Source organism: Quadrisphaera sp. KR29 (genome assembly GCF_052644995.1).
Genome location: NZ_JBQXXG010000004.1, coordinates 210,883 through 223,703 on the forward strand (window position 1 = coordinate 210,883; position 12,821 = coordinate 223,703).

Genomic DNA, 12,821 nt, shown 5'->3' on the forward strand with positions numbered 1-12,821 from the left:
CGCGAGCGCGAGCCTGGGGGAGTATGTCCCCCGAGTGGGCCGGTCGGGTGACCGCGGCACTCGTCGTGAGCTCGCTCCCCGGAAGGTGGACATGGTCCGCAACCTCAGCATCAGGTCCCGGATCCTGGCCGTGCTGGCCCTGCCGGTCCTGGTGCTCGTGGCCGCGGCCGCGGTGTTCGCCTGGGGCGGCCTGACCGCCGCCCGCGACGCCGCGGCGCTGCAGCGCGCCGTGGACGCCGCGCGCGACGCACCGGCCCTGGTGGCCGCCCTGGACGCCGAGCGGACGGCCTCCACCCGCGTGCTCGACGGCGACGCCGCCGCGGCCACCGAGCTCACCCAGGCGCGCGCCGACACCGACGCCCTGCTGGGCGGCGTCACCGGCTCCCTGCAGCAGGTCGACACCGAGCGCCTCAGCGAGGAGCCCTCCCGGGCGGTCGCCGCGGCGCTGGAGGTCCCCGGCCAGGTCCGCGACGTGCGCGCCCTGGTCGACCGCGGCCAGCAGAGCGCCACCCTGGTCTCGGCCACCTACGAGACCGCCATCGGCGCCCAGAGCCAGCTGCCCGGGGCGCTCGCGCAGGACGCCAGCCCCGCTGCCGCCGACGCGCTGCGCGCCGCCAGCGCCGTGCAGCAGCAGGTCGGGCTGCTCGCCGACGAGCGCGACGTCGGCTCGCGCGCCCTGGAGGGCAGCGACGGCATCACCCCCTCCGAGCGCACCAGCCTGCTCGGCATCTCCGCCCAGCTGGCCACCAACCGGGCCGAGGCCGTGCGCCTGGCGCGCAGCGCAGGGGTGCAGGTCCCCCAGCCCGGCGTCGCCTTCGTCCAGCAGCGCACCGCCCTGGAGGCGGACGCCAGCGACGGCTTCCCGCTGCCCCCGGTGGACGCGTGGCGCTCCACGGTGGACTCTGAGATCACCGCGCTGGAGCCCTCCGCGCAGGCGCTGTCGGCCGCCAGCGCCGACGCCGTCGCCCGCCAGGCCGCCAGCGCGCGCACCACGGCGCTCGCGGTCGGCGCCGGCGCGCTGGCCGCCGTCCTCATCCCGCTGGTCATCGCGCTGGTCATCGCGCGCGGCATCACCGAGCCGCTGCGCGCCCTGACCCGCGCCGCCGGCGAGGTGCGCGAGCGCCTGCCCCGCCTGGTCGAGGCCGCCCACTCCGGTGAAGGGTCGGGCGCGGGGGTGCAGGAGGCCGAGCTGGAGCCGATCCCGGTCCGCTCCCGCGACGAGGTCGGGCGCCTGGCGGCCGCCTTCAACGAGGTCAACGCGACCACGGTCCGGGTCGCGCGCGAGCAGGCCGCGCTGCGGTCGGCCATCGCCAGCACCTTCGTCACCGTCGCCCGCCGCGACCAGGCGCTGCTCAACCGCCAGCTCGCCTTCATCGACACCCTCGAGCGCGCCGAGGAGGACCCCGCCACGCTGGAGGACCTCTTCACCCTCGACCACCTCGCCACGCGGATGCGGCGCAACGCCGAGTCGCTGCTCGTGCTGGCCGGCATCGACAGCGGGCGGCGCCTGCGGGCCCCGATGCCGCTGTCCGACGTGGTGCGCACCGCCTCCAGCGAGATCGAGGACTACCGCCGGGTCGACCTCGCCCTGGGCGCCGACCCGGGCGTGCTGGGGCACCTGGCGCTGCCCACCGCCCACCTGGTGGCGGAGCTGCTCGAGAACGCCACCCGCTCCTCCGACCCCTCCACCCGGGTCCGCGTGGCCACGGCGCCGTCGGCCACCGGGGTGCTGCTCACCGTCACCGACGAGGGCATCGGCATGACCCCCGAGCAGCGCGCGGAGGTGGCCGCTCGTCTGGCCGACCCGTCGGCCAGCGCGGCGGTCGGGGCCTCCGAGCTGGGCTACTTCGTGGTGGGACGCATCGCCCGGCGCCTGGGCGCCTCGGTGGAGGTCCACGCCGGCGCCGTCCGCGGCACCGTGGTGGCGGTCTCCCTGCCGTCGGCGGTGTTCGCCGGGTCGGTGCAGGCGGCCGGCCCCGGTGCGGGCGCCCCGCAGCCGGCCCTGCCCGTGCGCAGCACCGCCACCGGCGCCCTCCCCGCCGTGCGCCTGCCGGAGACGGCGCCCGCCGCTGCTCCCGGTCCGCTGCCGGCCCGCGCACCCGAGCCGGTCGCCGCTCGCACCGCGGACGCGACGCCGGCAGGCACGACCACCGGCGGCCTGCCCCGCCGCGCCCCCCGCGCCGCGCAGGCGGCCCAGGCCGCGAAGGCCGCCCGCGCCGCGACGGGCAGGCTGCCTGCGGTGCCGCCCGCGGGCGGCACGGCACCCGCGCCGGCGAGCGCCGGGGAGGTGCGAGAGCCGCAGCGCGAGCAGGTGCCGGCCGAGGCCGCCGACCCCGCCGTCGCCCGGCGCAGCGCCGTCTTCCGGACCTTCACCGCGCGCCGCGGTGAGCTGGAGCCCGCGGCCGCGGTGGCCGACATCGACCTCACCGCGCTGCGCGCGCCCCTCGCCCCGGTGGCGCCGGCCCGCGGCGGCACCGCAGGACCGGGAGCCTCGAGCGGGGGCAGCGCCCTGCAGGACCTGGCCGACGCGGTCGAGCCGTACGCCCCGGCCGCCACGCTGACGGGTGGGACCCCGGCGCTGCCGGCCCGCGAGGGCGAGCGCGCCCGCGGCAGCCACGTCGCCCCCCGGCGCGGGCTGTTCTCGCGCCGGCCCTCCGCCGACGAGCCGGCCGAGGCACCCGGAGCGCCCGCGGTGTCCCCGGTGGCGGGACCCGCGCCGGCCGCCACGACGGCCGAGGGCCCCGCCGAGGCGACCGAGGTGAAGCCCATGACCCGGCGGGAGCTGCGCGCCCTGGAGGCGAGCGGCCGCCTGACCGCCGTCCGCGGACCCCGGACCGGGCAGCAGCGCAAGGTCGCCGCGAGGCCCGCACCAGCACCCGCGCCCTCTCCCACGCCGCTCCCGCTGCCGGAGCCGGCCGCCTCGCGCCCGGCGCCCGCCCCGGCCGCCCCTCCCCTGGCGCCCGAGCCCGTCGCCGCCCAGGCCCCGGTCGGCCTGCCGGCGGGCCTGGTGCTGCCGGCCGCCGACGTGCCGTTCGCGCCGGTGGCCGCCGCCTCCGGTGACTCCCCGGCCGCCCTCCCGCGCCGCGCCCCCTCCGGGCGGACCGGCGGGGCCGCCTCCGAGACGGCCTCCGAGACCGCCCCGGACCACGCCGCCGACCGCCCAGCCGACCGCTCCGCCGACCGCTCGGCCGGGTGGCTGGCCCAGCCGGGGGCCCCGCTGCGGCCGCTGCGGTCCATGCCGCCCGCCACGGGGGTCTCCCCGGCGCTGGCCTCCTTCGAGACCGGGCGCGTCCCGCGCGAGCCCTACCGGCCGGCCGCGCTCGCCTCCGGCGCGGCGCCGCTGGCCCGGCGGGCCCCGGCGCCGTCGTCGGCGCCCACGGCCCCGCGCGGCCCGGCCGCCCAGCACCCGCCCCGCCGCCGCGAGCCCTCCGAGGTCCGCAGCATGCTGTCCGGCTACACCAGCGGCGTGAGCCGAGCCCGCCGCACGCCCGCGGGCGTCCCGAGCGAGACCCACACCAAGGAGGAGCGGTGACAGCTCAGACCGGCCAGACCAGCCCCACGGCCACGGGGCAGGCGGGAGGGGAGACCACCGCCGCCGGCTTCAGCTGGCTGCTGGACGACTTCGTGCGCCGGGTGCCCGGCGCCCGCAACACCCTGGCCGTCTCCGCCGACGGGCTGCTCATGGCGATGTCCGCCGACCTCGACCGCACCGAGGGCGACCAGCTCTCGGCGATCGTCGCGGGCATGTCCAGCCTCACGCGCGGCGCGGCCCGCCAGCTCCGCGGGGGAGAGGTGCGGCAGGCCATCGTCGAGATGGACGAGCTGTTCCTGTTCACCATGAGCGTCTCGGACGGCTCGGTGCTCGCGGTCGTGGCCGACGCCACGTGCGACGTCGGCCTGGTCGGCTACGAGATGGCCATGCTCGTCTCGCGCGCCGACGCGGCGCTGACCCCGCAGCTCGTGGCCGAGATGCGCGCGGCCCTGCCGGTGGACGGACCCGCACGCACCTCCCGGGAGGGGTGAGCGGTGCCCACCGGACCGGGCCACGGGCACCCCGAGGAGGACGGCGAGGAGCTCCCCACCGTCCGCCCCTACGCCGTCACCGGCGGGCGGCGCGCCCCGAGCGCCACCGAGCTGCCGCTGGAGGCCCTCGTGCAGGCCCTCGGCACGCCGGCCACCGGCATGACCCGCGAGTGCCGCAGCATCCTGGAGCTCACGGCCACCGGCTGGCTGTCGGTGGCCGAGCTGTCAGCGCACGTGCGCCTGCCCGTCCCCGTGGTGCGGGTCGTCATCGGGGACCTGCAGCGCACCGGCGCCGTCCGCGTCCACGCGCCCGTCCTCCCCCCGCTCGGCGCGGGCGCCGCGTCGCGGTCCGGCGCGCCGGGCCGCACCGGCGACTGGGTGCCCACCTCCCCCCGCAGCGTCCTGGAGAGCGTCCTCGATGGCATCAGCAGCCTCTGACAGCACCGTCGAGAGCACCGCCGCGAGCGGGCCCGACGCCGCCCCCACCACCGTCAAGATCGTCATCGCCGGCGGGTTCGCGGTCGGCAAGACGACGTTCATCGGCTCCCTGTCCGACATCGAGCCGCTGAGCACCGAGGCCGCCATGACGGAGCACTCCGTGGGCGTCGACGACGCCGGCGGCGTCAGCGACCGCAAGACCACGACCACCGTGGCCATGGACTTCGGGCGCATCGCGCTGCCGGGCAACCTGTGGCTGTACCTGTTCGGCACCCCCGGCCAGGACCGCTTCCTGTTCATGTGGGACGACCTCGTCCGCGGCGCCATCGGCGCCGTCGTCCTGGTCGACACCGAGCGCCTGGAGCAGTGCTTCCCCGCCGTCGACTACTTCGAGCAGCGCGGCATCCCCTTCGTCGTGGCCGTCAACTGCTTCGACGGGGTCGCCCGCCACGAGCTGGACGACGTCCGCGAGGCGCTCGCCGTCCCCGACCACGTGCCCGTGCTGTACACCGACGCGCGCGCCCGGCCCGCCACCAAGCAGGCCCTGGTGACGCTCGTGCAGCTGGCGGTGCAGCAGCTGGCCGCCTGACGGGTGGCCGATCGCCCATGATCACGGTGATCATGGGCGGTAGGCCACCCGGTCGGTACTGCGGGTGGACCCGCGGAAGATCCGCGCGGGCGGGGGTGTTCGATGCGGACGTGCGCATCTACGACGACGTCACGCAGCTGGTCGGCCGCACCCCGCTGGTGCGCCTGAACCGCCTCGCCGAGGGCGCGGTGGCCGAGGTGGTCGCCAAGCTCGAGTTCTACAACCCGTCGGCGAGCGTCAAGGACCGCATCGCCGTCGCCATGCTCGACGCCGCGGAGGCGTCGGGGGAGCTGCAGCCGGGCGGGACCGTGGTGGAGGCCACCAGCGGCAACACCGGCATCGGCCTGGCCATGGCGGGCGCCGCCCGCGGGTACCGCGTCGTCCTCACCATGCCCGAGACCATGAGCCTGGAGCGCCGGGCGCTGCTCAAGGCCTACGGCGCCGAGGTGGTGCTCACCCCCGGCAGCGAGGGCATGAAGGGCGCGGTCGCCCGCGCCGTCGAGGTCGCAGGGGAGCGGGGCGCGGTGCAGGTGCGCCAGTTCGCCAACGCCGCCAACCCCGAGGTGCACCGGCGGACCACCGCGGAGGAGATCTGGGAGGACACCGACGGCCGCGTCGACGTCGTCGTCGCCGGCATCGGCACGGGCGGCACCATCACCGGCGTCGGGCAGGTGCTCAAGGCGCGCAAGCCCGGCCTGCGCGTGGTCGCCGTGGAGCCGGCGGAGTCGCCCGTCCTCAACGGCGGGCAGCCGGGCCCTCACAAGATCCAGGGCATCGGCCCCAACTTCGTGCCCGAGGTGCTCGACACGTCCGTGTACGACGAGGTGGTCGACGTCGACGTCGACACCTCCGTCGCCTGGGCCCGCCGCGCCGCCGCGGAGGAGGGGATCCTCGCGGGACTGTCCTCCGGCGCCGCGCTCAAGGCGGCCGTGGACGTCGCCAGCCGCTCGGACATGGAGGGGAAGCTCGTCGTCGTGGTCATCCCCAGCTTCGGAGAGCGGTACCTGTCCACGGTCCTCTACAGCGACCTCATGCAGTGACGCTGGCGACCCCCCGGTGACCCAGCAGCCCCAGCCGTCGTGGCGGGAGCGGGTGCGCGAGGACGTCGACGCGGTGCTGCTGCGCGACCCCGCCGCCCGCTCCCGCCTCGAGGTGGTGCTCACCGCCCCCGGGCTGCACGCCCTGTGGGCCCACCGCGCCGCGCACGCCCTGTGGCGGCGCGGCCCGGGGTGGTACCTGCCCGCGCGGCTGGTGTCCCACTGGGCGCGGCGGCGCACCGGGGTGGAGGTGCACCCCGCGGCGCGGCTGGGCCGGCGGATCGTCATCGACCACGGCATGGGCGTGGTGATCGGCGAGACCGCCGTCGTCGGCGACGACGTGCTCATGTACCACGGCACCACGCTCGGGGGCCGGGTCAGCGGGCTCCAGGGCGAGCAGCAGGGGCGCCGCCACCCCACCGTCGGCGACCGGGTGGTCCTCGGCGCCGGGGCCACGGTGCTCGGCGCCGTGCGCGTGGGCGACGACGCCCGCGTGGGCGCCGGCGCCGTCGTCCTGGTGGACGTGCCCGACGGCGCGACGGCCGTGGGCGTGCCCGCCCGGGTGGTGCCGGCGCGCCGGCCGGGGCCCGCCGGCGGTGCCGACGGTGCCGGCGAGCAGCCTCAGGAGCCGGCGGCCGGGCCGTCCTGACCCTCGGGGGCGCCGCCGCTGCCGTCGGAGCTGTCCACGGCGCGCAGGAAGGCCTCCAGCTGGGCGGCCAGCTCGTCGCCGTCGGCGACCTCGTCCTCGGGCAGGTGCGGGGAGACCAGCGACGGCCCGCTCAGGCCGCGCCCGGCGGCCACCGCGTCGTACTGGCGCTCCAGGGCCGTGACCGCCTCGCGGGTCTCGGCCGAGGCCGCCACCTGCTCGTCGACCTGGGCCAGCACCTCCACGCCCGTGGAGGCCAGCTCCGCCAGCGCCTGGTCCAGCTGCAGGCCGGTCGCCTGGGACAGCGCCTCCAGCAGCGCCACCGCCGACGGGGGGAAGGTGGTGGAGCCGAGGTAGTGCGGCACGTGCACCGAGAAGCCCATCGAGGGCAGCCCGGCGCGCGCCAGGGACAGCTCGACGAAGGCGCCGGCGTGGCCGGGGACGACGACGGCGTCGAACCACCGCGGACGGCCCGCGATGAGCGCGCGGTCGCTGGCGTGCGCGGTCAGCGCCGCGGGCCGGGTGTGCGGCGCGGCCCACGGGATGCCCTGCAGGGAGACCGCCAGGCGCGCGCCGGCGCGCTGCGCCAGCTGGTGCACCGCGGTGGCGAAGCGCTGCCAGTGCAGGTCCGGCTCGGAACCGGCCAGCAGCAGGAACGGGGTGCCCGCCTCGTCGCGCACCTCGTGAAGGACCAGCTCGGGGAGGTCGACGTCGTCGAACCTGTCGCCGCTGAAGGTCATCGGCGGGCGACGGCCGCGGTAGTCGTGCAGCAGGTCGACGTCGAAGCGCGCGAGGACCCGCGACTCCAGCCGCCCCAGCAGGTGGGTCGCGACCAGCTGCGAGGCCGCGCCGGCGTCGACGAAGCCGGTGAGCGCGTGCACGAGCACCGGTCCCTGCTGCGAGCCGCCCTGCGGCGCAGCGGTGGGCTCGTCGACCACCTCGTACAGGTCCTGCGGTGCCAGCACTGCTCCTCCGTCCTGCGCGCCGCGTCGGGCGCGCGGCGTCCGTCCACCCAGGGCAACGCCGGGAGCCCCCATCTCCATCCCGGCCGGTGGGGCCGGCGACGTCCACGACCCCGGGGGAAAAGGGGTTGGCGCCGGGCACGGCGCGGCTGCCAGGCTCGCCCGCGTGAGCTCCTCCGCGCCCCCCGGCGGCCCCGCCGAGCCCGTCCTGCGCCGCGCGACCGCCGAGGACCTGCCGGCCCTGCGGGTGCTCGACGGCCGCGCCTTCGGGGCGACCTGGGAGGACGCCGACTTCACCGCGATGAGCGGCGTCATCGAGCCGGGGCGCTTCGTGGTGGCCGTCGAGCCGGGCGCCGACGGACCGGACGCCCTGGTCGGCGGCGCCGGCAGCTACGCCTTCACGATGACCGTGCCCGGTGGCGCCCGGCTGGAGGTGCCCGGCGTCACGTGGGTGGCGGTCGCGCTGCACCAGCGCCGTCGCGGGCTGCTGCGCCGGATGCTCGCCGACCTGCACGCCGGCCTGGTCGAGCAGGGAGCGCCGCTGGCCCTGCTGACCGCCAGCGAGGCCACCATCTACGGCCGCTTCGGCTACGGCGCGGCCACCACCGACCGCTCCGTGCGCGTCGACCGGCGCCGGGCCCGCCTCACTCCGGCCGCCGAGGCGCTGGCCGGCCCGCACGCGGCGCGCCACGCGACGGTGCAGGCGGCCCGGGCGCACCTGGCGGAGGTGCACGAGCGCTGGTGCGGGCTGGTGCCCGGGGCCCTCTCGCGCAGCGGCGCGTGGTGGGACTGGCTGCTGGCCGACACCCCCGGCCACCGCTCCGGCGGCACGGAGCTGTTCGTGCTCGTCCACCCCGACGGGTACGCCACCTACCGGGCCTTCGACGACGGCAGCACCGCCCGCGTCGTGGACCTGTGCGCCACCACACCGGCGGCGCACGCCTCCCTGTGGCGCTCGCTGCTGGCCCTCGACCTGGTCGAGGACGTCGTCTCCACCCGCGCCGTCCCCCTCGACGACGCCCTGCCCCACCTGCTCACCGACCCCCGCGCCGTCACCACCACCGGCCTGGAGGACGGGGCGTGGGCGCGGCTGCTCGACGTCCCCGCGGCCCTGGCCGCCCGCCGCTACGCGGCGGAGGTCGACGTCGTCCTGGAGGTCGTCGACGACGGCGGCCTGGGCGGCGTGGACGCCTCCGCCCGGGTCCGCCTGCGCGGCGGGCCGGACGGCGCGCAGTGCACGCGCACCGGCGCGGCCGCCGACGCCACCCTCGGGGTCGCGGCCCTCTCGGCCGCCTACCTGGGCGGGACCCGGCTGGCGCCGCTGGCCCGCGCGGGCCTGGTGCGGGCCGACGACCCCGCCGTGCTGGCGCGCCTGTCCGCGGCGCTGCTGGGGCCGCGGGAGCCCCAGCACGGCACGTCCTTCTGAGGCCCGCGCGGTCGAGCACCCGGCAGGGCGGGCGTGGGGCAGGATGGGGCCCGTCGAGGAGGGCTGCCGGAGCGGCCGAACGGGGCAGTCTTGAAAACTGCTGACTGGTCCTGCCAGTCCGTGGGTTCGAATCCCACGCCCTCCGCTCAGGGGGTGGAGCGCTCGCCCGCCGCGGCGGCCGCCCCGGCCTCCGAGCGCGCCTGCGCGGCGCGCTTGGCGCGGTACATCGCGGTGTCGGCCGCGCGCAGCGCCGCCTCCACGTCGGGGTGGTCGTCCAGGTGCGCCAGGCCCACGCTGGCGCCCACCGGCAGCCCCGGGGGCGAGGCCTCCAGCACGGCCGCCGACAGGCGCTGCACCACGGCCCCGGCGTCGGCGGCCGACGTGCCGCGCAGGAGCAGGCCGAACTCGTCCCCGCCCAGGCGGCCCACCAGGTCACCGCTGCGCACGTCGCTGACCAGGTAGGCGGCGATGCGCTGCAGCAGGGCGTCGCCGGCGGCGTGCCCGAGGGTGTCGTTGACCGGCTTGAAGCCGTCGAGGTCGAGGAAGGCGACCAGCACGCCGGTCTCACCGCCGGCGCGCAGCCGCTCCGCGGACGTCGTGAAGGCGCGCCGGTCCAGCAGGCCGGTGAGGGGGTCGGTGTGGGCCAGGCGGCGCAGCTCGGCGTTGGCGCGCCCCAGCGCCCGCGAGCGGGCGGCGATGACCTCGCCGACCACCACGAACACCGGGACGGCGTACACCGCCGTCCACGCCGCGGCCGGGTGGCCCAGCAGCAGCAGCGGGACGGTGTAGGCGACCAGCGCCAGGGGCGCCGCGCTCAGCGAGGTCCACCGCGGGTGGTGGGCACCGAGCCACACGAACAGCAGCAGGAAGAAGACGCCGTAGCGGTAGGGGTCGTCGCCGCCGACGGTGTTGTGCACGGCGATGAGCGCCAGCCCCGGCGGCACCATGACCAGCGTGGCGCGCGCGGGGAGCCGGCCCCAGGCGGGCAGGAACATCGCCGCGGCCAGCAGGGCCGTGGTCAGGCAGACCCAGCGCACCCCGGTGCGGTCGGTGGCCAGCCCGGGGGCGAGGGTGGAGGCGAGCACGAACGCCGAGGAGAGCAGCCCGATCACACCGAGGCTGCGCGCCGCCGCGAGCGCCGGCGCCCGGCGCGTCCCCGGTGCGGCAGGGGGGTCGCCGCTCACCGCGGCTGCGGCCGGGGAGCGGGGACCACGGCCGCCGGGGCCTGAGCAGCGGCGGCGGCGGGGGCGCCGGCGCCCAGGGCGCGCACGCCGAGCAGCAGGTCCTGCGCGACGTCCTGGGGCACGGGGCGGGAGAGCAGGTAGCCCTGCGCCTTGTCGCAGCCCAGCTCACCGAGGATGCGCAGCTGCCCGGGGGTCTCGATCCCCTCGGCGATGGTGGTCAGGCCCAGGGCGGAGGCGATGTCGAGCACCGCGCGCACCATCGCCAGCGACGTCGCGTCGTCCTCGAGGCGGGAGATGAACGCCCGGTCCAGCTTCACCACGTCCACCGGCAGCTGGTGCAGGTAGGACAGGGAGGAGGAGCCGGTCCCGAAGTCGTCGATGGCGATGCCCACGCCGAGGTCGCGCAGCGCCTGCAGCCGGCGCGCGGCGCCGTCCAGGTCGAGCATCATCGCGGTCTCGGTCAGCTCCAGGGTGAGCAGGTGCGGCGCCAGGCCCGTGCTGGCCAGCACGTCGCGCACGCGGTGGACCAGGTCGACGTCGAGCAGCTGCTGCGGGGACAGGTTGACGCTGGTGGTCCAGCTGCGGGTCGGGTCGAGGGCGTGCCAGGCCGCCGAGCGCGCGGCGGCGTCCTGCAGCACCCGCAGGCCGATCGGCCGGATCAGCCCGACCTCCTCGGCCACCGGCACGAACTCCACCGGGGAGACCAGGCCGCGCTGGGGGTGGCTCCAGCGCACCAGGGCCTCGAAGCCGGCCACGCGCGAGGGGTCTCCCAGCAGGGCGTAGGGCTGGTAGTGCACGAGCAGGTCACCGGCGCTGGGCAGCCCGGCCAGGGAGGCCCGCAGCTCGTCGGCGGTGCGGGCGCGCTCCAGCACCTCCTCGCGCAGCCGCGGGGTGTACAGCGCGGTGCGGGAGGATGCGGCGGGCCCGGTGCCGCTGCGCTGGGCGGCGTGCAGCGCCAGCGCGACGTCCTGCAGGACGTCCTCGGCGCTGCGCTGGTCGCCGGGGCGGTGCAGCACGGCCCCGGCGCAGGCGCTGAGCACGATGGTGGCGCCGTCGACGTCGACGGGCTGGTCGACCGCCTCCAGCAGCCGCGCGGCGATGGCCGCGGCGTCGGCGTCGTCGGGGACGTCCTCCACCAGCACGGCGAAGACCGACGCGGAGGTGCGCACGACGCGCTCGTCGCCGCGGACCGCGGCCGACAGGCGCAGCGCGGTGGTGGCGACCACGAGCTCGGCGACGTCGTGGCCGAGGGTGGCGTCGAGGGTGGCGAGGTCGTCCAGCTCGACCTCCACCACGGCCAGGGGGGTGCTGCGCGGCTGGGCGAGCAGGTCGCCGAGCTGGCGCAGCAGCAGCTGGCGGTTGCCCAGGCCGGTGAGCTCGTCGTGGGTGGCGCGGTGCTCGAGCTCGTCGGTCAGGCCCCGCAGCCGCTGCTGCTCCTGCACCAGGGTGTCGAGCATCCTGTCGAACTGCCCGCCGACCACCATCAGCTCGTCGCGCGGGGGCCGGGCGGGGTCGGTGGTCAGCGGGCCGCCGCCCACGCGGGCGGTGAGGTCGCCCTCGGCGACGCGGCGGGCGACCTCGGCCAGCCGCTTGGTGCGCCGGCCGACGAAGGCGATGAACACCAGCCAGAGCACCACGAGCAGCAGCGCGGTGCCGTCGGTGGTGACCAGGGAGACCTGCTGGCTCAGCTCGGTGCACGCGGGGGCACCGTTGCAGGCCTTCGTGTCCAGGGCGCCCTCGAGGTAGAGGGCCATGCCCAGGGAGACGGCCAGCACCGGGCCGCCCACCTTGACGATGACGGGGGTCTGGGCGGAGGCGCGGTGCACCAGGCCGGCCGCGCCCGCCCGCAGCCGCCGGAGGGCTCCGGTGGTCGGCGCGGGGCCGGGCGCGGGCGGGGTGGTCGGCTGGCTCACGGCGGCCTCCTGCGGCTGGTGGCTCGGTCGGTCCGTCAGGAGCTCTGGCGGGTGCGGGTGGCCCACACGACGCCGAGGAGCACCGCGGCGGTGCCGAAGTGCAGGGCGTGGTCGGGGCTGTTCAGGGAGATCGGGTCCATGTGGCTGCCCATGAGCAGGGGGCCGACCAGGCCGAGCAGCAGGAAGACGAAGCCGACGAGGCGGTCGACGCTGCGCGCGGGCTCGGTGCCCAGCAGCGCGCCGACGAGCAGCGCCGCGCCCAGCCCGAGGTGGGCGACGTTGTGGATGGGGTTGACCTGGAACAGCACGATCGTGGCGCTGTTGTGCATCGACCAGGAGGTCACGCCGGTCAGGACGAAGCCGACGGCGCCGACGAGCAGGTACACGGAGCCCAGGCCGGCGCCGGCCAGGCGCACGGGCGTCCAGCGGCCCCGGGCCGGCTCGGCCGCCGCGGGGGTGCGGGCGCTGGTGGTGGGGAAGGTCATGACCCCTCATCGGCAGGTCCGCCCCCGTCGTTGAGCGGGCCCGCCCCCAGCGGCGTACACCGTCCGGCAGACGGCGCCCGCGCACCGCCGAGCGGGTCACCGCCAGCGGCGCGGGGAG

11 protein-coding genes and 1 tRNA gene are annotated in these 12,821 nt (G+C 77.7%); 8 read left to right on the forward strand and 4 right to left on the reverse strand.

Annotated features, from left to right (window positions below):
- The first annotated feature begins 91 nt into the window (after positions 1 to 91).
- The 6 genes from ACUN9U_RS05550 (at position 92) to cysE (ending at position 6,736) form a co-directional block, all read left to right on the forward strand.
- Complete coding sequence (locus ACUN9U_RS05550; protein ID WP_445483927.1) at positions 92 to 3,532, forward strand: ATP-binding protein; 3,441 nt, start codon at positions 92 to 94, stop codon at positions 3,530 to 3,532.
- Positions 3,529 to 4,023, forward strand: coding sequence for a roadblock/LC7 domain-containing protein (locus tag ACUN9U_RS05555; protein ID WP_445483928.1), 495 nt, complete (start codon positions 3,529 to 3,531; stop codon positions 4,021 to 4,023). The genes ACUN9U_RS05550 and ACUN9U_RS05555 overlap by 4 nt, the downstream gene beginning before the upstream one ends.
- A gap of 3 nt (positions 4,024 to 4,026) precedes the next feature.
- On the forward strand, positions 4,027 to 4,461 hold the full coding sequence (locus ACUN9U_RS05560) for a DUF742 domain-containing protein (protein ID WP_445483929.1): 435 nt from the start codon (positions 4,027 to 4,029) through the stop codon (positions 4,459 to 4,461).
- Positions 4,442 to 5,050: a GTP-binding protein gene (locus ACUN9U_RS05565; RefSeq protein ID WP_445483930.1), complete on the forward strand. Its 609-nt coding sequence runs from the start codon at positions 4,442 to 4,444 to the stop codon at positions 5,048 to 5,050. The genes ACUN9U_RS05560 and ACUN9U_RS05565 overlap by 20 nt, the downstream gene beginning before the upstream one ends.
- A gap of 110 nt (positions 5,051 to 5,160) precedes the next feature.
- Positions 5,161 to 6,090 carry a cysteine synthase A gene (cysK, locus tag ACUN9U_RS05570; RefSeq protein ID WP_445483931.1) on the forward strand — a complete coding sequence of 310 codons (930 nt, stop codon included), beginning with the start codon at positions 5,161 to 5,163 and terminating at the stop codon, positions 6,088 to 6,090.
- Between the two features lie 16 nt (positions 6,091 to 6,106).
- The gene (cysE, locus tag ACUN9U_RS05575; protein WP_445483932.1) at positions 6,107 to 6,736 is read left to right on the forward strand and encodes a serine O-acetyltransferase; all 630 of its coding nucleotides are present in this window, start codon (positions 6,107 to 6,109) and stop codon (positions 6,734 to 6,736) included.
- Here the strand turns inward: cysE and ACUN9U_RS05580 are convergent.
- A complete protein-coding gene (locus ACUN9U_RS05580) occupies positions 6,709 to 7,698 on the reverse strand; it encodes a PAC2 family protein (RefSeq protein WP_445483933.1) in 990 nt (329 codons plus the stop codon). The two genes, cysE and ACUN9U_RS05580, sit on opposite strands and share 28 nt — an antisense overlap.
- A 163-nt stretch (positions 7,699 to 7,861) precedes the next feature.
- Here ACUN9U_RS05580 and ACUN9U_RS05585 point away from each other — a divergent pair, with 163 nt between their 5' ends.
- Both ACUN9U_RS05585 and ACUN9U_RS05590 read left to right on the forward strand, forming a co-directional pair.
- Positions 7,862 to 9,121: a GNAT family N-acetyltransferase gene (locus ACUN9U_RS05585; protein WP_445483934.1), complete on the forward strand. Its 1,260-nt coding sequence runs from the start codon at positions 7,862 to 7,864 to the stop codon at positions 9,119 to 9,121.
- Between the two features lie 57 nt (positions 9,122 to 9,178).
- Positions 9,179 to 9,266 (forward strand) — tRNA-Ser (locus ACUN9U_RS05590).
- A 1-nt stretch (position 9,267) separates the two neighbouring features.
- Here ACUN9U_RS05590 and ACUN9U_RS05595 read toward each other — a convergent pair.
- From ACUN9U_RS05595 to ACUN9U_RS05605, 3 genes are all read right to left on the reverse strand, one after another.
- On the reverse strand, positions 9,268 to 10,233 hold the full coding sequence (locus ACUN9U_RS05595; RefSeq protein WP_445483935.1) for a GGDEF domain-containing protein: 966 nt from the start codon (positions 10,231 to 10,233) through the stop codon (positions 9,268 to 9,270).
- 68 nt (positions 10,234 to 10,301) lie between these two features.
- Positions 10,302 to 12,218 (reverse strand): putative bifunctional diguanylate cyclase/phosphodiesterase, encoded by a 1,917-nt coding sequence (locus tag ACUN9U_RS05600; RefSeq protein WP_445483936.1) that lies wholly within the window; start codon positions 12,216 to 12,218, stop codon positions 10,302 to 10,304.
- Positions 12,219 to 12,253: 35 nt separating this feature from the next.
- Positions 12,254 to 12,703 carry a DUF4383 domain-containing protein gene (locus tag ACUN9U_RS05605; RefSeq protein WP_445483937.1) on the reverse strand — a complete coding sequence of 150 codons (450 nt, stop codon included), beginning with the start codon at positions 12,701 to 12,703 and terminating at the stop codon, positions 12,254 to 12,256.
- Positions 12,704 to 12,821 lie beyond the last annotated feature (118 nt).

Excerpts from the sequence above, each read along its gene's own strand:
- ACUN9U_RS05550 (WP_445483927.1), top strand. The coding sequence starts at position 92 with ATGGTCCGCAACCTCAGCATCAGGTCCCGGATCCTGGCCGTGCTGGCC.
- ACUN9U_RS05565 (WP_445483930.1), top strand. The coding sequence starts at position 4,442 with ATGGCATCAGCAGCCTCTGACAGCACCGTCGAGAGCACCGCCGCGAGC.
- ACUN9U_RS05605 (WP_445483937.1), bottom strand. The coding sequence starts at position 12,703 with ATGACCTTCCCCACCACCAGCGCCCGCACCCCCGCGGCGGCCGAGCCG.